The organism is Actinomycetospora straminea, assembly GCF_028737255.1.
GTDB lineage: Bacteria > Actinomycetota > Actinomycetes > Mycobacteriales > Pseudonocardiaceae > Actinomycetospora > Actinomycetospora straminea.
On sequence record NZ_JAQZAN010000005.1, the window covers coordinates 91,967 to 111,380 of the forward strand.

General features: G+C 73.9%; 18 protein-coding genes and 1 tRNA gene. 10 read left to right on the forward strand and 9 right to left on the reverse strand.

Annotated elements, in window-relative coordinates; genetic code table 11:
• The first annotated feature begins 69 nt into the window (after window positions 1-69).
• Complete coding sequence (locus PH190_RS09405) at window positions 70-1,044, forward strand: glycine betaine ABC transporter substrate-binding protein (protein ID WP_274231240.1); 975 nt, start codon at window positions 70-72, stop codon at window positions 1,042-1,044.
• 1 nt (window position 1,045) lies between these two features.
• On the opposite strand, the gene PH190_RS09410 is transcribed toward PH190_RS09405, so the two are convergent.
• Window positions 1,046-1,747: an NAD(P)H-binding protein gene (locus tag PH190_RS09410; RefSeq protein WP_274231241.1), complete on the reverse strand. Its 702-nt coding sequence runs from the start codon at window positions 1,745-1,747 to the stop codon at window positions 1,046-1,048.
• 195 nt (window positions 1,748-1,942) lie between these two features.
• On the opposite strand from PH190_RS09410, the gene PH190_RS09415 reads away from it, so the two are divergent.
• Together PH190_RS09415 and PH190_RS09420 are read left to right on the forward strand one after the other, a co-directional pair.
• Window positions 1,943-3,010 (forward strand): amidohydrolase family protein, encoded by a 1,068-nt coding sequence (locus tag PH190_RS09415; RefSeq protein ID WP_274231242.1) that lies wholly within the window; start codon window positions 1,943-1,945, stop codon window positions 3,008-3,010.
• Window positions 3,007-3,759 (forward strand): metal-sulfur cluster assembly factor, encoded by a 753-nt coding sequence (locus PH190_RS09420; protein ID WP_274231243.1) that lies wholly within the window; start codon window positions 3,007-3,009, stop codon window positions 3,757-3,759. The genes PH190_RS09415 and PH190_RS09420 overlap by 4 nt, the downstream gene beginning before the upstream one ends.
• A 198-nt stretch (window positions 3,760-3,957) precedes the next feature.
• On the opposite strand, the gene PH190_RS09425 is transcribed toward PH190_RS09420, so the two are convergent.
• The 4 genes from PH190_RS09425 to PH190_RS09440 form a co-directional block, all read right to left on the reverse strand.
• Window positions 3,958-4,911, reverse strand: coding sequence for a hypothetical protein (locus PH190_RS09425; RefSeq protein ID WP_274231244.1), 954 nt, complete (start codon window positions 4,909-4,911; stop codon window positions 3,958-3,960).
• Between the two features lie 283 nt (window positions 4,912-5,194).
• Window positions 5,195-6,322, reverse strand: a complete 1,128-nt coding sequence (locus tag PH190_RS09430) for a 5-methyltetrahydropteroyltriglutamate--homocysteine S-methyltransferase (protein WP_274231245.1) — start codon at window positions 6,320-6,322, stop codon at window positions 5,195-5,197.
• Between the two features lie 10 nt (window positions 6,323-6,332).
• Window positions 6,333-7,157: an IclR family transcriptional regulator gene (locus tag PH190_RS09435; RefSeq protein ID WP_274231246.1), complete on the reverse strand. Its 825-nt coding sequence runs from the start codon at window positions 7,155-7,157 to the stop codon at window positions 6,333-6,335.
• A 49-nt stretch (window positions 7,158-7,206) separates the two neighbouring features.
• The gene (locus tag PH190_RS09440; protein ID WP_274231247.1) at window positions 7,207-8,184 is read right to left on the reverse strand and encodes an aldo/keto reductase; all 978 of its coding nucleotides are present in this window, start codon (window positions 8,182-8,184) and stop codon (window positions 7,207-7,209) included.
• Window positions 8,185-8,314: 130 nt separating this feature from the next.
• Between PH190_RS09440 and PH190_RS09445 the strand changes: the two genes are divergently transcribed.
• Window positions 8,315-10,672, forward strand: coding sequence for a glycoside hydrolase family 65 protein (locus PH190_RS09445; RefSeq protein ID WP_274231248.1), 2,358 nt, complete (start codon window positions 8,315-8,317; stop codon window positions 10,670-10,672).
• 86 nt (window positions 10,673-10,758) lie between these two features.
• On the opposite strand, the gene PH190_RS09450 is transcribed toward PH190_RS09445, so the two are convergent.
• On the reverse strand, window positions 10,759-11,151 hold the full coding sequence (locus PH190_RS09450; protein ID WP_274231249.1) for a hypothetical protein: 393 nt from the start codon (window positions 11,149-11,151) through the stop codon (window positions 10,759-10,761).
• Window positions 11,152-11,295: 144 nt separating this feature from the next.
• On the opposite strand from PH190_RS09450, the gene PH190_RS09455 reads away from it, so the two are divergent.
• Both PH190_RS09455 and PH190_RS09460 read left to right on the forward strand, forming a co-directional pair.
• Window positions 11,296-12,216, forward strand: coding sequence for a helix-turn-helix domain-containing protein (locus tag PH190_RS09455; protein WP_274231250.1), 921 nt, complete (start codon window positions 11,296-11,298; stop codon window positions 12,214-12,216).
• 63 nt (window positions 12,217-12,279) lie between these two features.
• A complete protein-coding gene (locus PH190_RS09460) occupies window positions 12,280-12,630 on the forward strand; it encodes a DUF397 domain-containing protein (RefSeq protein WP_274231251.1) in 351 nt (116 codons plus the stop codon).
• Between the two features lie 13 nt (window positions 12,631-12,643).
• Here the strand turns inward: PH190_RS09460 and PH190_RS09465 are convergent, their stop codons facing one another.
• Window positions 12,644-14,137, reverse strand: a complete 1,494-nt coding sequence (locus PH190_RS09465; RefSeq protein ID WP_274231252.1) for a serine/threonine-protein kinase — start codon at window positions 14,135-14,137, stop codon at window positions 12,644-12,646.
• A gap of 259 nt (window positions 14,138-14,396) precedes the next feature.
• Between PH190_RS09465 and PH190_RS09470 the strand changes: the two genes are divergently transcribed.
• Together PH190_RS09470 and PH190_RS09475 are read left to right on the forward strand one after the other, a co-directional pair.
• Entirely contained in the window at window positions 14,397-15,059 is a 663-nt protein-coding gene (locus PH190_RS09470; RefSeq protein WP_274231253.1) for an Rv0909 family putative TA system antitoxin, read from the forward strand.
• 27 nt (window positions 15,060-15,086) lie between these two features.
• On the forward strand, window positions 15,087-15,896 hold the full coding sequence (locus tag PH190_RS09475; protein WP_274231254.1) for a thioesterase family protein: 810 nt from the start codon (window positions 15,087-15,089) through the stop codon (window positions 15,894-15,896).
• A 16-nt stretch (window positions 15,897-15,912) separates the two neighbouring features.
• Here PH190_RS09475 and serS read toward each other — a convergent pair whose 3' ends face one another.
• A complete protein-coding gene (gene serS / locus PH190_RS09480) occupies window positions 15,913-17,223 on the reverse strand; it encodes a serine--tRNA ligase (protein WP_274231255.1) in 1,311 nt (436 codons plus the stop codon).
• Window positions 17,224-17,331: 108 nt separating this feature from the next.
• Window positions 17,332-17,417 (reverse strand) — tRNA-Leu (locus PH190_RS09485).
• 172 nt (window positions 17,418-17,589) lie between these two features.
• On the opposite strand from PH190_RS09485, the gene PH190_RS09490 reads away from it, so the two are divergent.
• Complete coding sequence (locus PH190_RS09490) at window positions 17,590-18,885, forward strand: DUF3662 and FHA domain-containing protein (protein ID WP_274231256.1); 1,296 nt, start codon at window positions 17,590-17,592, stop codon at window positions 18,883-18,885.
• A gap of 19 nt (window positions 18,886-18,904) precedes the next feature.
• A complete protein-coding gene (locus PH190_RS09495) occupies window positions 18,905-19,387 on the forward strand; it encodes an FHA domain-containing protein FhaB/FipA (RefSeq protein ID WP_274231257.1) in 483 nt (160 codons plus the stop codon).
• Window positions 19,388-19,414: the final 27 nt, after the last annotated feature.

Genomic DNA, 19,414 nt, shown 5'->3' on the forward strand with positions numbered 1-19,414 from the left:
CGTCGTCCGCGGCGGCGAGACGTGCACGACCGTTCTGCCACGACGATGACGACCGGAGGCTGCACGCCCGTGCCCCGATCCCGGCGCTGCCCCGTCCCGATCCTCGTGCTCGTCGCGGTCGTCACGGCCCTCGCCACCGGCCTCGCGGCGTGCTCGGGCAGCCCGCGGCTGACCCCGCCGGGCAGCGTCGCGAGCGAGGTCGACCTCACCGGGCAGACGCTCACGGTCGGCGGCAAGGAGTTCGCCGAGCAGATCGTGCTCTGCAAGATGACCATCGCGGTGCTGCAGTCGACCGGCGCGACCGTGGTCGACCGCTGCGACACCAAGGGATCGTCGAACGTCCGCGCCGCCCTGACCAGCGGTCAGATCGACATGTACTGGGAGTACACCGGCACGGCCTGGCGCCTCTACCTGTCGCAGGAGTCGACGATCGCCGACCCGCGCGTGCTCTTCGACGCGGTGCGGACCGCCGACGCGGGCAACCAGGTCACCTGGTTCGACCCCACCCCGTTCAACAACACCTACGCGATCGGCGTGCGCACCGACATCGCCCAGCGCCTGCGCATCCGCACGATCTCCGACTTCGCCGCCCTCGTCCGGGCGGGCGCGCCGGAGGGGACCCTGTGCGTCGACCAGGAGTTCACCGGCCGCGAGGACGGCCTGCAGGGGATGCTCGCGACCTACGAGATGACCCTCGACGACAAGTCGCTCGACACCCGCGAGATCGACCAGATCTACGAGGCCATCGCCGCGGCGAAGCCGTGCACGTTCGGCGAGGTGTTCGCCACCGACGGGCGGCTCAACCCGCTGCGCCTGTCCACGCTCGTCGACGACCGTGGCTACTTCCTGCCCTACAACGCGGCACTGACGGTGCGCAGCGAGGTGGTGGCCCGCGCGCCGCGCCTGGCGCTGGTGGGCCGGATGCTCGCGCCGACGCTGACCGAGCCGGTCATGCGCCAGCTCAACGAGCGCGTGTCCGCGGGCGGACGCGACCCCGACGAGGTCGCGCGCTCCTTCCTGCGCGAGCAGGGGCTCATCGGGTGAGTCAGCGGGGCGCGTTCGCCCCGCCGAGCGCGGCCACGGCCTGTGCCGGGGGCACGGTCCCGCCGATGAGGTCGAGCACGGCACCCGCCGTCGCCGGGGCGTCGAGCAGCGCGAGCAGGACCGCGGCGACGTCGTCGCGGGTGACCTCGCCGTACCCGACGGGGGGCTGGCCGCCGACGGGGCCGAGCCGCACCAGCCCGGTGCCCGGGTCGTCGGTGAGACGCCCGGGCCGCAGGATGGTGAGGTCGAGGGCCCCCTGGTCCGCCCGGGCGCGCAGGGCGTCCTCGGCCGCCTTCTTCGCGCGCAGGTAGTGCGCCCAGACCGAGTCGTCGTCCTCGGGCGCCGGCGGACTGTCGATGTTCATCGCCGAGACCAGCAGGTAGCGCCGCACGCCGGCGGCCGCGGCGGCGTCGGCGAGCAGCAGCGCGGCGTCGCGGTCGACGGTGCCCTTGCGCTCGGCCGTGCTGCCCGGGCCCGCCCCGGCGGCGAACACGACGGCGTCGGCGCCGGTCAGGTGCGCGGCGAGCTCGCCGGAGCCGATCGCCTCGAGGTCGGCGACGACGGGCTCGGCGCCGGCCTCGCGCACGTCGTCGGACTGCTCGGGGTCGCGGATGAGGGCGACGGACGCGTCGCCCCGGGCGGCGGCCTGCCGCTCCAGCCGCAGCGCGATCTTCCCGTGTCCGCCGGCGATGACGATGCGCATGGCCCGACGATACCGACGACCCGAGACCGGCGACCTGGTCGCCGATGTCGTCGTTGTCCGTTTCGGCGACGGGTGGAAACCATCCTCTTGCCCACGACCGGACGATCACGTGTGATGTGGACCGCGTTTGAGGGGCCCTCACGCGACCACCACCACCGCGCGCGACGCCACCGCGCACCCAGGGAGGCCACACCCGTGTACGAGAAGAACGGTGAGAAGTACTTCGTCGTCGACTCCCACATGCACTACTGGGACGCGTCGCCCGAGAACTGGGTGCAGGGTGCGGAGCAGTACGCCAAGGGCTGGATCGAGTGCTTCCACGCCTACCAGTCCCTCGGCCCGGCCGAGACCCACCAGCCGCTCGAGGAGTTCCAGAAGGTCTCCGAGGAGCAGCTGATGCGCGAGGTCTTCGAGGAAGGCCACGTCGACGTGGCCATCTTCCAGTCGACCTACCTGCGCGAGTGGTACAAGGACGGCTTCAACACCAGCGAGCGCAACGGCGAGCTCGCGAAGAAGCACCCGGAGAAGTTCCGGGTGAACACGCGCTTCGACCCGCGTGACGGCGACGCCGGCATGCGGGAGTTCGAGAAGAACGTCGAGACCTACCAGCCCACCGGCGCGAAGCTCTACACCGCGGAGTGGAACGGCGACTCGCGCGGCTTCAAGCTGTCCGACCCCGAGTGCTACCGCTTCCTCGAGCGCGCCCAGGAGCTGGGCATCAAGAACATCCACGTGCACAAGGGCCCGACGATCTGGCCGCTGGACAAGGACGCGTTCGACGTCTCGGACGTCGACCACGCCGCCACCGACTTCCAGGGCCTGAACTTCATCGTCGAGCACGTGGGACTGCCGCGCATCGAGGACTTCTGCTTCATGGCGACCCAGGAGCCGAACGTCTACGCCGGCCTCTCGGTCGTGCTCGGCGGCCTCATGCACGCCCGCCCGCGCTTCTTCGCCAAGGTGATGGGCGAGCTGCTGTTCTGGGTCGGCGAGGACAAGATGACCTTCGGCTCGGACTACAACATCTGGGAACCGAAGTGGCAGGTCGAGGGCCTGGTCGACTGGGACTTCCCCGAGAGCGCCGAGTACGACGACTACCCGCGTCTCGGCGTCGACGGCAAGAAGAAGATCCTGGGCCTCAACGCCGCGCGGCTGTACGACATCCCGGTGCCCGCGGAGTGCCAGCTGTCCTCGGACACCAGCGCGCCCGCCTCGGCCGACGACGCCGAGCTCGTGGACGACAAGGCGGTGGCCCAGGCATGACGGTGCTCTCCGACGCCCGCGCTGCCGGACCGGTCGGCTCGAACGCCGCGGCGGCCGCCGCGGCCACGGGCACGGCGGCGCGGGTGTGGGAGGCGCTGCGGACCGTCCGCGACCCCGAGCTCGACACCGACGTCGTCTCGCTGGACTTCGTCGGGTCGTGCTCGGTGGACGACGACGGGGTCGCGCACGTGTCGCTGCGCCTGCCCACCTACTTCTGCGCGCCGAACTTCGCGTTCCTCATGGTCGCCGACGCCCACGACGCGGTGTCGGCGGCGCCCGGGGTGACCCGGGCCGACGTGGTCCTCGCCGACCACTTCGCCTCCGACGCCATCAACGCCGGCGTCGCCGCCCGGGCGGGCTTCGTCTCGTCGATGGCGGGCACCGAGGTCGGCGAGGCGGTCGCCGAGCTCGACGACCTGCGGCGCACGTTCACCGAGCGCGCGCTGATGGCGGGCACCGACCTCGTCGTCCGCCCGCTCGTGCGCGCCGGCGCGACGCCGGAGGACGTGGCGGCGATGACGCTGGGCGACGCCCCGGCGTCCGACGACCTGCGGCGGCTGCGGGAACGCCGCCGCGAGCTCGGCATCCCGGCAGGCGACGCCGACCCGCTCGTCGTCGACCCCACCGGCGCCACGGTGGGCGTCGAGGCCCTGCCGCTGCACCTGCGCAAGGCCCGCTCGTACCAGGTGGGCGTGGACGCCAACACGAGCATCTGCCGCGGCCAGCTCGCGGCGCGCTACGGCGTCTGAGCACCTCCGTCGCTGGTCGCTGGCGGGCGGTCCCGTCCGGAGCGAACGCGCTGTTCGCTGCTTCTAGGCGCACGAACTCCGCGTTCGCTCCGGTCGTGGGGGTCTGCGCGGCCTCGTTCCCGGCAGCGAACGCGCTGTTCGCAGCTTCTAGGCGCACGAACTCCCCGCTCGCTGTCCACGATCGGTGGGCCGGAGTGGTCAGGCGGCGACGATGCGCAGGTCCGGGCAGGGCCGCGACGCCGCGAGGCGGTAGGAGCCCCACAGCTCCTCGACCACCGCGGCCCGCTCGGTACGGGTCCGGCTCGGCCGAGTGTGCGCGACGACGAGCCCGAAGGCCTGCATCCGCGCGCGTCGGCGCAGGGTCTTGTCCCAGTCCGGCAGCAGGAAGTGGTGCTGGACCGAGTCGATCTCCCAGGCCAGGCCGACGTCCGGGAAGAAGCCGTCTGCCTGCGCGATGAAGGTGCCGGACGGGTCGTACAGGCGCGGGTTCCACAGGACGCGCGGCAGTTCGCTCTCGGCGTGGAGCTCACGCGCCCACGCCTCCGCGACCGACCGCACGCCGGCCCCGAGCTCGTCGCGCAGCACGCGACGCGGGAGCGCCGAGCCCCGCTGTGAGCCCGCCGCCAGCTCGGCCGCGAGCCGCGCCACCGTCGTGCGGCCCTTCTGGACGACCTCGGTGAGCACACCGCGAACGACGTCGAGACGGTCCTCACGGCGGACGGTGTCGATCACCGCCCGTTCGAGCGGGGCGATGGCCAGTCCGTCGACGAGCTGGGCAGCCGGGAGGCGCTCGGTCCGCTCGATCTCCACGAACGCGGACGAGGTGCGCTGCCTCTGGGCGTCGACGACGACCAGGATTCGCCGTCTCGGGCTCGGATCGGTCAGTCCGTGGCGGCGCAGGGCCTCGCCACCACTGATCACCGACCGCTCGCCCGCGTAGAGGAGGGCAGCCGCGGCGCGCTGGTCGTCGGTCGGTTCGTCCGGTCCCTCCTTCACGACGCCCCGCAGCACCCGCCGCGCGTGTCCTGCCTGCACCCGCCTCGCGATCGTCGACGACGGCATGCCGAGCGCTGTCAGGTCCGCGACCGCGGCGACGCCGTGGAGACCGACGGAGGCGATGGCGACGGGGTCGACCCGGGCACGACGAGGCATGCCGGGAGCGTCACCTCGCCGCACCCGAGAGCGGTAGCGAGACCCTCCGACCCTGTGGATGCGTGTGGACGATGGGGACAGGCGGACGCGGCAGCCGCCGGGCCGCGAGCGCGGAGTTCGGGCGCGTAGAAGCAGCGAACAGCGCGTTCGCTACGACCGCCGGTCCCGGCGCCGGCCCGGGCCGCCGCGCGAACGGGGAGTTCGCGCGCGTAGAAGCAGCGAACAGCGCGTTCGCTGCGACAGACCCGGGCCCTGGGCCCGGCGCGCCGGAAGCGGCCGGCGGTCAGCCCCAGACGTCGCGGGCCACGGAGACGACGAGGTCGAGCTTCGCGCGCTGCTGGTCGGCGGTGAGGTCGTTGCCCTCGACCGTCGAGGAGAACCCGCACTGCGGCGAGAGGCAGAGCTGCTCGAGCGGCACGTACTTCGTCGCCTCCTCGATGCGGCGCTTGAGCGTGTCCGGGTCCTCGAGCTCGCCGGTCTTGGTGGTCACGAGGCCGAGGACCACCTGCTGGTCGCCGCGGGGCAGGAAGCGCAGGGGCGAGAAGTCGCCGGAGCGGGCGTCGTCGTACTCGCAGAAGAAGCCGTCGACCTGCAGGCCGCCGAAGACGGTCTCGGCGACGTGGTCGTAGCCGCCCTCGGCCGCCCAGGAGGAGCGGTAGTTGCCGCGGCACATGTGCGTGGTGACGCGCAGGTCGGACGGGCGGTCGCGGAGCACCTCGTTGATGGTGTCGACGTAGCGCACGTGCATGTGGTCGGCGTCCTCGCCGCGCGCGGCCATCGACTCGCGCTGGGCGGGGTCGTTGAGGTAGGCCAGCGAGGTGTCGTCGAGCTGCAGGTAGCGGACGCCGAGCTCGTAGAGCCGCGAGACCTCCTCCCGGTACGCGGCGGCGAGGTCGGCCCAGAACGTGTCCGCGTCGGTGTACGGCGAGCCCTCGTGCACCGGGGCCCCGCCGAGGCGGTAGTGCAGCATCGACGGCGAGGGGATCGTCAGCTTCGGCACCGCGGTCGTCACGGTCGAGGCGAGCATCGAGAAGGCGTCGCCGAAGATCGTCTGCGAGAGCCCGATGCGCTGGTCGATCACCAGCGACATGGCCGCGAACGTGATGTCGCCGGAGGAGTTGCGGAACGCCACCTCGACCGAGCTGTCCTTCGACGAGGACACCCCGTCGAGCTGGTAGAGGAAGTCCATGTGCCACGACGTGCGGCGCAGCTCGCCGTCGGTGGCCGCCTGCAGGCCGGCGTCCTCCTGCAGCTTCACGACGTCGCGGATGGCGTCGTCCTCGGCGGCGCGCAGGGCGTCGGCGTCGATGCGGCCGGCGGCGTGGTCGTCGCGGGCCTGCTTGAGGGCGGGCGGGCGCAGGAGGCTCCCGACGTGGTCGGCGCGGAACGGGGCGCTGGTCCGGGCACTCATGCGCAGGAGGTTATCCGCGCCGCACGGCCCCGGGCCCGCCGTCGTCCCACCCAGTGGAAACGCGATCCTGCAGGGCCACCGCCAGCCGGCGCGCGCCCTCGCGGACCGCGCGCTCGAGGCGGTCGCGGCGGTCGGCGATGCTGCCCGGGCCGCCGGCGGGCACGACCGGCACGGCCACCGCCACCGCGCCCACCAGCACCGGGCCGTCGGCCCCCGGCACGCGCACGGGGGCCGCCATGCAGGCCAGGCGTTCGCGCAGCTCGCCGCGGTCGACGGCGAGGTCGCGGCGGCGCACGGCGTCGAGCTCGCGCTCGAGCGCGGCGGGGTCGGTCATCGTCCGGTACGCGTGCGCCGGCAGGCCGTCGCGGTCGAGGACCGCGCGTCGCTCGGCCGCGCCGCACTCGGCGAGCCACAGTTTCCCGATCGCCGTCGCGTGCAGGGCGCCGCGCCACGTCGAGATCACGGGCACCGGGTGCTCGGCGCAGTCGTCGTGCGCGACCACCACGACGTCGTCGTCCCGGAAGGCCGCGTAGAGCGCGCCCGCGCCCGCGGTGCCGTGCACCTCGCCGAGGATCCCGCCGAGCCCGCGGGGCACGGGCAGCTGGGCGACGAGCCGGTCGTGCAGCGCCGGCAGCTTGGGCCCGAGCCCGAAGCCGCGCGAGGCCTCCAGCCGCACGAGGTAGCCGTCGGAGACGAGGCTGTCGAGCAGGTGGTAGGTCGTCGACAGGTTGTACTCGAGGCGGCGCGCCACCGCCTTCGCCGTGATGCCGTCCCCCGCCGCCGCGACGACCTCCAGCACCTGGAGGGCGCGGTGCACCGACGAGAGCGCGCTCACAGGAGCACAGAGAACCCGAGCCGTGGCCGCCCTGCCACCGGAGAGCGGGTCAGGCGTCCAGGCGGGTGTCCTCCGAGGCCGTGGTGAGGGCGGCGACCTCGTCGTCGGCGAGCTCGAGGTCGGCCATGGGCAGGATGGTGTGGAGCTGCTCGACGGTGCGGGCCGACGCGATCGGGGCGGTGACGGTCGGCTGGGCCGCCAGCCACGCGAGGGCCACCGACGCCATCGGGACGTCGTGGGCGCCCGCGACCTCCTCCAGCACGCCGAGCACGCGCACGCCCCGGTCGTCGAGGTACTCCACCGCGCCGCCGGCGCGCGCCGAGGCCATCGGGCCGCTGGTGTCCGGCGCGTCGCCGGGGCGGTACTTCCCGGTCAGGAAGCCCTTGGCCAGCGCGAAGTACGGCATGACCCCGAGGTCGGCGGACGCGGCGACGTCGGCGAGCTCGTCCTCGAAGACCGCCCGCTCCACGAGGTTGTAGTGCGGCTGCAGCGCGACCGGCCGCGCGAGCCCGTGGCGCTCGGCGACGGTGAGCGCCGAGGTCAGGCGCTCGGCCGAGAAGTTCGACAGGCCGACGTGGCGGACCTTGCCGGCACGCACGAGCTCGTCGAACCCGCCCAGCGCGTCCTCCAGCGGCGTGTCCGGGTCGTCGCGGTGGGCGTAGTAGAGGTCGATGTGGTCGGTGCCCAGGCGGCGCAGCGAGTCGTCGCAGGCGGCGCGCACGTTCGCCGGCGACAGCCCGGGGCGCTCGGGCCACGACCCCACCTTGGTGGCGACGACCAGGCGGTCGCGCACCCCGCGGGCCGCCATCCAGCCGCCCAGCACCCGCTCGGAGTCGCCGCCGGTGTTGCCCTCGACGCGCCAGGTGTAGGAGTCGGCGGTGTCGACGAAGTCGCCGCCCGCGTCGAGATAGGCGTCGAGCACGGCGGCCGAGGTGTCCACGTCGGCGGTCCACCCGAACACGTTGCCGCCCAGGCAGAGAGGGTGGACCTCGAGGTCGGTGCGGGGGATGCGGACGCGGGACACCATGCCGACCACCGTAGGCCCGAAGGTGGAAACAACCGGCGGATACGCTCCCGCCGACCTCCGCAGGAGACCGAGGCTCCGGCGGCCCAGGGGCGCGGGTGTGCGCGCGTCCGGAGTTGACGAGGAGCTCCCCGTGATCACCAATGCCTTCCGGGTCGACCCGTGGACGGTGCACGAGCCGCGCGTCGACCTCGACGCCCTGCCGCAGACGGAGTCGCTGTTCGCGCTGGCCAACGGCCACGTGGGGATGCGCGGCAACCTCGACGAGGGGGAGCCGCACGCGATGCCCGGCACCTACCTCAACTCGTTCTTCGAGTCCCGCCCGCTGCCCCACGCCGAGGGCGGGTTCGGGTTTCCCGACGAGGGCCAGACGCTGGTCAACGTCCCCAACGGCAAGCTCATCCGGGTGCTCGTCGACGACGAGCCGCTCGACGTGCGCTACGGCGAGCTGCACGCCCACCACCGCACCCTCGACATGCGCGCGGGCACCCTGACCCGCCACGTCGACTGGACCTCGCCCAACGGCCAGCGGGTCACCGTCACCTCGACGCGCATGGTGTCCTTCTCCCAGCGCGCGGTCGCGGCGATCTCCTACGAGGTCGGGGTGCCCGCGGACGCGGGGTCGGAGGCCCTGCTCGTCGTCCAGTCCGAGCTCTTCGCCAACGAGCAGATGCCCGTCATCGAGGGCGACCCGCGCGTCGCCGCCGCGCTGCAGGACGTGCTCGTGCCCGAGCACCACTCGAACTCCAGCCACGGCGCCCGCATGACCCACCAGACCCGGCGCTCCGAGCTGCGCGTCGGCGCGGCCATGGAGCACCAGGTCTTCGGCCCCGACGACGCGCAGGTGACCAGCTCCTGCTCGAACAACGTCGGGCGCACCACCGTCATCACGCGCCTGCGGCCCGGGCAGACGCTGCGCGTCGTCAAGTACATGGCCTACGGGTGGTCGAGCCAGCGCTCGCAGCCCGCGATCGTCGACCAGGTCGAGGCCGCGCTCGACGCGTCGGTCTACACCGGCTGGGACGGCCTGCTCGCCGCGCAGCGCGAGTACCTCGACGCGTTCTGGGAGAAGGCCGACCTCGAGATCGACGGCGACCCGCGCCTGCAGCAGGCGCTGCGGTTCTGCCTGTTCCAGGTGCTGCAGGCCGGCGCGCGGGCCGAGCAGCGGGCGATCGGCGCCAAGGGCCTCACCGGGCAGGGCTACGACGGCCACAGCTTCTGGGACGGCGAGACCTTCGTGCTGCCGGTGTTCATGTACACCCAGCCGCGGGCGGCCGCCGACGCCCTGCGCTGGCGGCACTCGACGCTCGACATCGCCTACGCCCACGCCGCCCACCTGGGGCTCGACGGCGCGGCCTTCCCCTGGCGGACGATCAACGGCGAGGAGTGCTCGGGGTACTGGCCGGCGGGCACCGCGGCGTTCCACGTCAACGCCGACATCGCCGACGCGGTCATGCGCTACGTCGCCGCCACCGACGACCGCGAGTTCGAGCGCACCATCGGTGTCGACCTGCTCGTCGCCACCGCACGGTTGTGGCGCTCGCTCGGTCACCACGACAGCGACAGCGCGTTCCGCATCGACGGCGTCACCGGCCCCGACGAGTACTCCGCGGTGGCCGACAACAACGTCTACACCAACCTCATGGCGCAGAAGAACCTGCGCGGGGCCGCCGACGTGGCGGTGCGCTGGCCGCGGGAGGCCGAGCGGCTGCACGTGAGCCCCGAGGAGGTCGCGAGCTGGCGGTCGGCCGCGACCGCGATGGTGATCCCGTTCGACGAGGCGCTCGGCGTGCACCAGCAGAGCGAGGGCTTCACCCGCCACGCGGTGTGGGAGTTCGAGAACACCCCCGAGGACCACTACCCGCTGCTGCTCAACTACCCCTACTTCGACCTCTACCGCAAGCAGGTCGTCAAGCAGCCCGACCTGGTCCTCGCGATGGTCCAGTGCCCGGACGCCTTCACCCCGCAGCAGAAGTACGACAACTTCGTCTACTACGAGCGGATCACCGTCCGGGACTCGTCGCTGTCCCCCGGCACCCTCGCCGTGATGGCCGCCGAGACCGGGCACATGGACCTGGCCTACGACTACCTCTGCGAGTCGGCGCAGATGGACCTCGCCGACCTCGAGCACAACGTCCGCGACGGCGTGCACCTGGCGGCGCTGGGCAGCGCGTGGACCTCGATCGTCATGGGCCTCGGCGGGATGCGCACCCACGACGGGCGCCTGACCTTCGCGCCGCGCCTGCCCGCGGCGCTGTCCGGCCTGCGGTTCCGCATCCAGTGGCGGGGACGGTCGGTGCACGTGGCGATCGAGGGCTCGCACGCGACGTACTCCCTCGAGAAGGGCGACGAGCTCGAGCTCGGCCACCACGGCGAGGAGTTCACGGTGTCGACCGACGAGCCGGTGACCCTCGACGTGCCGCCGCCGCCGGCGGTCGGCGAGATCGAGCAGCCGCCCGGGCGGGCGCCGCTCTTCCGCCGCCACGCCTAGTGTCGCGCCGAGCCGGTCACGACACCGTGCGCTCCTGGGTCGCGCACCGTGCCGGCTGTGGCGGCGCGCTCCGTCGGCGACGGAGGTCAGGTCAGGCGGCGCACCGGGACGATCCGGTGCCGCCGCCGGGCGGCGCAGACGCCCAGTGCGCGCCAGGGCACCGGCGGCGTCGGCGCCTGGTAGCGCGAGCGGCCGGGGTACCAGAGGCCGTCGGAGCCGCGGTCCCAGCGCGCGACGCCGGGGACCTGGCCGAGGACGGTCACCGACACGACGTCGTGGGGCTCGGGGTCGACGGACACGTCGTAGCCGTCGCCGCCGACCGGGAGGCCGCACCGGCAGTGGGTCAGCGTGGCGCGGTGCCCGGTGGCGGTGGTGGTCGTCGTGCCGCAGGCCGGCTCGGCCGGGAGGATCCAGGTCGCGTCGCCCGGCGTGTCCGGGACCGCCGGGGAAGTGCGGCGCACGGCGGACGGATCGGACACGAGGACCCCCACATCACGCGCCGGCACTGTTACATGTAGCGGGAAGAGTAGTTCACCGGTTCGTGTCGTGGGAGATGGCTACCCTTCCGGGCGACCGGCGCCGACCGGCGGCGCCGAACGGGGGGCTCGAGGAGGACTCGGCGCGTGCAGGGGGACACGCAGCGCAGCGGAGCCGGACAGCCCGGACCCGCCGGCAGGGACGCACCACGGGGACCGGACCGATCCGATCCGAGCGCCCTGCGCTGGCTGATCGGGCACGAGCTCCGGGCAGCGCGGGAGCAGGCGGGACACACGCAGACCGCGGCGGCGCGGGTCCTCGACTGCACCCACGCGAAGATCAACTATCTCGAGCAGGGCAAGAACCAGCAGCGTCCCGACGAGGTCGTGCGGCTCCTGCAGTCCTACGGCGCGTCCACGAGCGACATCGGTCGGCTCGCCTCGCTGGCCTCCAACGCCGACCGCGGCACGTGGTGGGCGCCGTTCGCGGACGTCGTCCCCGACTGGCTGCGCACCTTCGTCGGCCTCGAGGGCCTGGCCACGGCCGCGTTCGCCTACGAGCCGCTGCTGCTCCACGGCCTGCTGCAGACCCGCGCGTACGCCACCGCCCTGCTCGAGGACGCGCTGCGCGTACCGGTGGTCGACGTCGACCACGTGGTGGGCCTGCGCCTCGCCCGTCAGCAGCGCCTGCACGACGACGGCCGGCCGCTGCGCTACGAGGCGGTGATCGAGGAGACCATCCTCGACCGCCTCGTCGGCGGCCCGACGGTGATGGCCGACCAGCTCGACCACCTCCTGCTCCTCTCGGAGCAGGACAACGTCGTCATCCGGGTGATGCCGCTCGCGGTCGCGGTGCACGACGGGCTGGACGGCGAGTTCACGCTGCTCGATTTCGACGCTGCGCGATCGATCGGTTACGTGGAGTTCCAGGACGGGGCGGTCTACGTCCAGGATCCCGACCGGATTGGCGGATACCGCACGGCCGCTGCCAGACTCCGCTCCGCGGCGCTGCCGGAGGACGCCTCGCTCGAGGTGATCCGCGCCCGGCGGGCGGCACTGCGGTCCTGAGCGGGGACCGGCACCCGGATGTCGTCCGGCCGCATCGCTCCCCCCGTGCAAGGAGACATGCCCATGACCCACGGATGGCGGACCTCCAGCTTCAGCTCGAACGGCGCGAGCTGCGTCGAGGTCCTCGAGGCCGACGGCGACACCTACCTCCGCGACACCAAGGAGCACGGCGAGGGTGCGGTGCTGCACCTCGACCGCCGGGCCTGGTCGGTGTTCCTCGACGAGGTCGCCCGCGACTCCCCCTCCGCCAACGGCGCCGTCGAGGTGACGGTGCACGAGGACGACGCCCGCGTCGTGCACGAGACCGCCTCGGGCGCGGTGCTGCACTTCCGCGACGACGAGTGGGTCGCCTTCCGGCGCGGCGTGCTCGCCGGCGAGTTCGGCGGCGAGTTCGGTGGCGTGGCCGGGGCCTGAGCCCCGGCTCCCCTCACTGCGGCGTCAGCGGGTTGCCGTCGCCGTCACCGGTGCCGTCGGCCGTGCCGTCGGCGGGCCCGTCGGCCGTGCCGTCCCCGGTGCCGTCGGTGGTGCCGCCACCACCGCCACCGCCGCCACCGCCGCCCCCGCCCGGCACGGGCACGGTCGTGGTGGTCGTCGGGCGCGTCGTGACCGGCGGCGGGGCGACCGTCGTGGTCGGCGGCGGGGTGGTCGTCCGCCGCGAGCGGGTGGTCGTCTCCTGCTCGGTGGTGGTCGTGCTGCTCGTGGTCAGCACGGGCGGGGGCACGGGCAGCGCGGGCGGCGCCGCCTCCTCCTGGTTGGAGAGCAGGAAGTAGCCGCCGACCCCGCCCGCCAGCAGCAGCGCCAGCAGCGCGACGACCGCGGCGCGGCGGCCGCGGCGCGGCGCGGCGGCGGCCCCGCCGGTGCGGGGGTCGTCGGGACCGACGAGCGCGGTCGGGTCGGCCGCGCCGTACGCGCCGGTGGCGCCGTAGGCCCCGGCCGCGCCCGCCGCGGGGCCGTAGTCGCCGGGCGGGGTACCGATGTGACGCGTGGGACCGGTCCCGCCCATCGGGGCGTACGCGGTGGCGCCGGTGCCCGGGCCCATCGCCGTGGTGCGCATCGCGCCGCTGCCCGTGACCGGCGCCGGGGCGAGGACGGTCTGGGCGTCCATGCCGGCCTCGCGGGCCATCATGCGCAGCTCGCCGACCACCTGCTCGGTGGTGGGGCGCTCCAGGGGCTCGTCGACGGTCATCGCCGCGAGCAGGTTGCCGAGCGGGCCGGGGAGGTCCGGCGGGATCTCGGGCGCGCGGTGCAGCCGGGCGACGGCCGCCTCGAGCGCGTTGCCCGGGTACTCGCGGCGGGCCGTGATGCACTCGAGCAGCACCAGGCCCAGCGCGTAGACGTCGGACGCCGGGCCCACCTGCTGGCCGCGGACCTGCTCCGGCGACAGGTAGGACGCCGTACCGATGACCATGCCGGTCGCGGTGATGTTCGTCGCGTCGGCGAGCACCGCGATGCCGAAGTCCGACAGGTGCGGGCGCCCGTCCATGTCGAGCAGCACGTTGCCGGGCTTGATGTCGCGGTGGACGACGCCGTGGCGGTGCACGTAGGTGAGCGCGTCGCCGAGGGCCGCGCCGAGGGCGACGACGTCGCCGAGTGCGAGCGGGCCGCCGCGGATGCGGTCGGCGAGCGACTCGCCCTCGATGAGCTGCATCACGAAGTACGCGCGGTCGCGCTCCTGGCCGACGTCGTAGATCGTCACCAGGCCGGGGTGGTTCATCCCGGCGAGCGTCTGGACCTCGCGCTGGCGCCGGGACTCGTCGGCCTCGCCGACGCCGGCGGGGAAGAGCTTGACGGCGACGTCGCGCCCGAGCAGCTCGTCACGGGCGCGGAACACCTCGGCCGCGCCACCGCGGCCGATGAGGTCGCCGAGGGTGTAGCGCCCGCCGCCCACGGTGGGCGGCGGGCCCGCCTCCGTCGAACTCACGCCCGCGCGCCTCCTCGTTCCCCGTGCCCCGGCGGCGTGCCGGCCCGTCGTCTCGTCGTCGTCGCAGAAGGGCCCGGTTCCCCGGGTCCACCCCACCCATCGTGCCTGGCCGCTCGCCGCGACCGACGGCCACCCTGCCGCACGGCCCACCCGGGGCGATACCTCCGCCCCCGGTGGGGGTGCCCTCACGAGGGTGTGGGGTGGGCGATCCCGCGGGTACCGTGCCGGTCCAGAGCCCCGCCCGGACCGTGGAGGACCGATGAGCCGCGACGACTACGTGCAGCAGGGCAAGCAGTTCGCCAACGACCTGCGCGACACGGCCAGCAAGAAGGTGGCCGACAACGAGCAGAGCATCCTCGGCGCGATCGGCAAGGCCGCGCGCTGGGTGGACCAGAAGACCGGCGGCAAGTACGCCGAGCAGATCGGCCGGGCCGAGGCGAAGGTCGGCGAGGGCGTCGGCTGGGCGGCGAAGCAGGGCACGGGCGAGCCGCAGGCCCCGGGCGCGGCGGCCGGCGACGGCACCGAGCAGGGCGCGACCGGACCGGTCGGCACGCCCGGCACCGCGGAACCCCAGGGCACCGCGGGTCCCCAGGGCACCGCGGGCCCCCAGGGCGCCGCCGGCACCCCCGGCGCGCGGCCCGCGGGCAACCAGCCCCCCGGCACGCAGACCCCGAGCGCCCCGGACGCCGGCGCCGGCGATCCCACCCCGCCGCACGCCGAGGGCGCGCCGGCCGGGCCGGGCGCCTCGACCGCGGGTCCCGGCGGCGTCGGCGAGCCGCCCACGGGCCCCGTCGGACCGCCGACCGGCCGCGGCGCCGGCCCCGCGCCGTCCGACACCCCGACCGACCCGGGCCGCCCGACCCACCCGCCGCGCGACCCCGACGGTGGAGCCGCCGACTGGCCGCGCCCGCCGCAGTCGTGAGGCCGGCGACACCCAGCGGGGCCGCGCGTGGCTGAGTTCGACAAGGCCACGCGCCCCGAGCCCACCGACGAGCCGGGGCGTTACACCGTCCTCCTCGACGAGCAGTGGAGCATCGGCCCGAAGCTGCACGGGGGCTACCTGCTCGCCGTGCTGGCCCGGGCCGCCCGCGAGACGGTCGCCGCACAGCGTCCGGAGCACACCTGCCCGCAGGCGGTGACCGGCACGTTCCTGCAGGCACCGGAGCCGGGCCCGGCCTCCCTGGAGGTGACGGTCCTGCGGCTCGGGCGCGGGGCCTCGCAGCTGCGCGTGCGCCTCGACCAGGGCGGGCCGGCCGTCGAGGCCGCGTGCGTCCTGGGCCCGCCCGCGGTACCGACACCGCACGACGTCGAGCCCGCCCCGCCGGAGCTCACGCCGTTCGACGACTGCCCGCGCAGCCCGTCGAGCACCGACGACGGCCGCGGCTCGCTGCCGATCATGGACGTCGTCGACACCCGTCTCGACCCGCGCACGACGGGCTTCCTGCGGGGCGCGCCGTCGGGCGAGGGCCGCGTCTCGGGCTGGGCCGCCCTCGACTCCGGCGAGCCCTGGACGCCCGAGGGCCTGCTGGTGGTGCTCGACGTGCTGCCGCCGGCGACGTTCGACATGGGCGTGCTGGGCTGGTCGCCGACGATGTCGCTCTCGGCGCACGTGGTCGCCGAGCCCGCCCCGGGCCCGCTCCGGGTCACGCAGTGGGTGCAGCACGCCGGCGTCGACCGCATGCACGAGTCGTGCCGCGTCTGGGATCCCGCCGGCCGGCTGGTCGGCCACGCCCACCAGCTGGCGGCGATCCGCCGGTAGACCGGTGGAGGAGGCCCTACTCCGTGGTGCCGTCGGCGAGGATCCGCCGGAAGCCCGCGTACGGGGCGAGCACCTCGGGCAGCGTCACCGAGCCGTCCTCGGACTGGCACTGCTCGAGGATCGCGGCCATGCTGCGCCCGATCGGCAGGCCCGACCCGTTCAGCGTCGCGACCTGGCCCCGCCCGCCGTGGGCGTCCTTGCTGCGGATGCCCGAGCGGCGGGCCTGGAACGTGCCGCAGTCCGAGCAGGACGAGATCTCGCGGTAGGTGTCCTGGCCGGGCAGCCACACCTCGATGTCGTAGGTGAGCTGGGCGTTGAAGCCCATGTCGCCGGCGGCGAGGCGGATGACCCGGTACGCCAGGCCCAGCTCCTGCAGGCACGCCTCGGCGTGGCCGAGCATCACCTCGAGCTCCCGGGGGGACTCCTCCGCGGCGCAGATGCGCACCAGCTCGACCTTCGAGAACTGGTGCAGCCGCAGGATGCCCCGGGTGTCGCGGCCGTAGGAGCCGGCCTCGGACCGGAAGCACGGCGTCCACGACGTGTAGGCCCGCGGCAGCGTCTCGGCGGGGAGGATCTCGTCGGCGTGCAGCGCCGTGAGCGGCACCTCGGCGGTGGGGATGAGGTAGAGGCCCCGGTCGCCGGTACCGGTCCGGAAGAGGTCCTCCTCGAACTTGGGCAGCTGACCGGTGCCGGTCATGGTCTGCCCGCTCACGAGGTAGGGCGGGGAGAACTCGGTGTAGCCGTGCCGCCCGGTGTGCAGGGCGAGGAAGAAGGTGGCGATGGCGCGCTCGAGCGCCGCGCCCGGCCCGCGGGCGAGCGAGAACCGGGCGCCGGAGAGCTTCGCCGCGCGCCCGAAGTCGAGGATGCCCATGGCCTCGCCGAGCTCGACGTGGTCGCGCGGGGTGAACCCGAACGCCGGGGGCTCGCCGACGCGGCGCACCTCGACGGCGTCGTCCTCGGAGTCGCCGTCGGGGGCGTCGTCGGACGGCAGGTTCGGGATGACGAGCAGCAGGTCGCGCAGCGCCGCCTCGGCGGCCTCGACCTCCTCCTCCGCCTCGCGGATGCGCTCCTTGAGCTCGCGGGCCCGTTCCTTGAGCGCCGTCAGGTCAGGGGCGACGTCCGCCGACGACGCGCCGGCCTTCGCGGCCTTCCCGACCTCGGCGGCCGCGCGCTTGGACTCCGCGCGCAGCTCGTCGACCGTCCCGATCGCGCTCGCGCGCCGCGACGACATCGCCTCCAGCCCCGCGAGGTCGAGCTCGTAACCCCGACGGCGCAGGCGGCGCACCGCCTCGTCGCCGAGCTCGAGCAGGAGGCGTGCGTCGTGCATCGCGTCGGTCCTCTCCGGCGGTCCTCGGGCTCCGGGATGACGGCCCCCGGGATGACGAAGGGCCCCGGCCGTGGGTCACGACCGGGGCCCGCAGATCGAAGGGAGTGCTGGTGGGCGAGGGGGGAGTTGAACCCCCACATCCTTCCGGATACACGGACCTGAACCGTGCGCGTCTGCCATTCCGCCACTCGCCCGGAGTGATCTGTGGAAAACGCTAGCACGTGCCCTCCGACGCGCTCCGAAGGAGGTCCGCACCGCCGAGGAGGCGACCGATACCATCGAGGCCACCCGCCCGGTGTGGCGACACTCCGGATGGGGCAGCAGTGACGGGACGACCGCGCGAGCGTCGGACGAGGAGGGATCGCGGTGGGGCGCGCACAGCGCTTCGAGCGCAAGCTCGAAGGACTGGTGGGTGACGCCTTCGCACGCGTGTTCGGTGGCAAGGTCGTCCCGCAGGAGATAGCACAGGGCCTTCGCCGGGAGGCGGAGGACGGCGTGCGAGAGTTGGCAGGTGGGCGTCGCCTGGCGCCCAATCAGTACACGGTGGTGCTCAGTCCCGCAGACCACGAACGTTTGGCCGGCGACGAGGAGACCATCACCCACTCGCTCATCGAGGTCGTGGAGGAGCACCTCACAGAGGGCGGGTGGGAGACATACGGTGAGGTCGTAGTCTCTCTGGAGCGTTCCGACGCGCTGCACACGGGACAGTTCCGCACCAGGTCGTCCGTTGACCCCGACGCGTCGCGGCGACGGGCCGCGAGCCCCCGATCCGCAGGAGAACAGCCCATGAGTCAGGCACCCGGTCGCTACCCGGACGACCAGCAGGGTCGCGACGGCAACTACCCGCAGGACCCCTACGGCCAGCAGGGTGGCTACCCGCAGCAGCAGGGGGGCTACCCGCAGCAGGGCTACGGCCAGCAGGGCGGGTACGACCAGTACGGGCAGCCGCAGGGCTACCCGCAGCAGGGCGGCTACCCGCAGCAGGGCGGCTACGACCCCTACGGCCAGCAGGGCGGCTACCCGCAGCAGGGCTACGGCCAGCAGGGCTACGACCAGTACGGCCAGCAGCAGGGCTACGGCCAGCAGGGCTACGACCAGTACGGCCAGCCCCAGGGCTACGGCCAGCAGCAGCCCGGCTACGACCCCTACCAGCAGCAGGGGTACGGCCAGCAGGGCTACGACCAGTACGGCCAGCCCCAGGGCTACCCGCAGCAGGGCGGCTACCCGCAGCAGGGCGGCTACGACCCCTACGGCCAGCAGGGCGGCTACGGCGGCCAGTACGGCCAGGGCGGGTACGACCCGTACGGCCAGCAGGGCGGCTACGACCAGTACGGCCAGCAGGGTGGTGGCTACGGCGGGGTGCAGACCCGCCAGATGACCGCCTCGCTGACGCTGGACGACGGCTCGAACCGCTCGTACCAGCTGGTCAACGGCTCGAACGTCATCGGCCGTGGCCAGGACGCCCAGTTCCGCCTCGCGGACACCGGTGTGTCGCGTCGTCACCTCGAGATCAACTGGGACGGCCAGCAGGCCACCCTGTCCGACCTCGGGTCGACCAACGGCACGACGGTCAACGGCACGCCCGTGCAGACCTGGCAGCTCGCCGACGGCGACACCATCCGGGTCGGGCACTCCGCGCTGCTGTTCCGCGCGCAGGGCTGAGGCCCGAAGGCCCGTCGGCGTGCCCGAACTCGTCCTCCAGATCACGCGGGCCGGATTCCTGGCCCTGTTGTGGCTGTTCGTCCTCGCCGCGTTGCGGGTCGTCCGCAGCGACCTCTACGCGGCCTCGGGTCTGCGGGCCGCGGCGCCCGGCGGACGACGTCCCCCGACGCGCGGGGGAACGTCCAAGCCGGCCCGCGGCGGCGGCCGCTCGGGGCCCCGCGCCCTGATCGTCACCGCCGGTGCCCTCGCGGGCACCCGCATCGCCCTGGACGGCCGTCCGATCATGATCGGGCGGGCGGACGACTCGACGCTGGTGCTCGACGACGACTACGCGTCGACCCGGCACGCTCGCATCTCCCAGTCGGGCGACGACTGGTACGTCGAGGATCTCGGGTCGACCAACGGCACGTACCTCGACCGCAACAAGGTCTCCGGACCCACCCGGGTCCCCGCGGGCACACCGATCAGGATCGGCAAGACGGTCATCGAGCTCCGCTCATGACCAGCTCGCCGCTCGGTCGGCCGCCCA